The sequence below is a fragment of the Clostridium sp. CAG:43 genome (assembly GCF_000434655.1).
Taxonomy (GTDB): domain Bacteria; phylum Bacillota; class Clostridia; order Lachnospirales; family Lachnospiraceae; genus Otoolea; species Otoolea fessa.
Map to the genome: position 1 here is coordinate 1 of NZ_FR895050.1, position 753 is coordinate 753.

The window sequence follows — 753 nt, forward strand, 5'->3', positions numbered from 1 at the left end:
TACAGGTTGCTATTTCACTCTCATAATTCGCTTTTTTTACCGCTGCAGCACCATACACCAAACCGGTGCCGACACCATCGAAAGCAGCGTCGTAAATACCACACACTTCGTCGCAAAGACTTCATCCCCGCCATATTTCGCGGCAAGAATCGCCGTCGTGCTTGCTGCCGGCATCGCTGCCAGCACCACAGAAATCCCCATCACCAGCGTGTCGATATGGAACAGCAGACAGCCGGCCCACACAAGCGCCGGGATCAGGATCAGGCGCACGGCGGCATAGTAGCAGCTGAGTGGCGTGATCATCGTCTTCATATCTGCCTCCGCCAGAACGGTTCCGACGAAAATCATGGAGACTGCCGTGTTTGCCTTGTTTAAGCTATGTACCGTATCTCCCAGGAATCCCGGAATCTGCATCTGTAAAAGCATCAGCACAAAGCCGATGAATACGGAGACAATACACGGATGCGTGCATATCTTTTTAATCAGCGTCTTTCGATCCGGCGCCTTCGTAAAATACGTCATTCCCAGCGACCACATCGCAGTTCTCTGCGGAATCAGGTAAAAAGAGGCGTAGAAAAGCCCCATCGAGCCGAAGATGCCCTCCGCCACCGGATTTCCCAGAATCCCGGCATTGGACGCCATCGTCGCGTATTTGAGGACCTTCTTCTTTTCCTCTCCCACACCCGGGTACAGTACCATATTTAAGATATAACAAGCCACCTGAACCATACACGAGACGAGCAGCGCCTGTGC

At 52.7% G+C, this 753-nt stretch carries 1 protein-coding gene; it reads right to left on the reverse strand.

The window, feature by feature from the left end; all coding sequences use genetic code 11:
- Positions 1-36 precede the first annotated feature (36 nt).
- Positions 37-753, reverse strand: a 717-nt coding sequence (locus tag QVO97_RS04205) for an AEC family transporter (RefSeq protein ID WP_288188881.1), incomplete at its 5' end; no start/stop codon positions are given.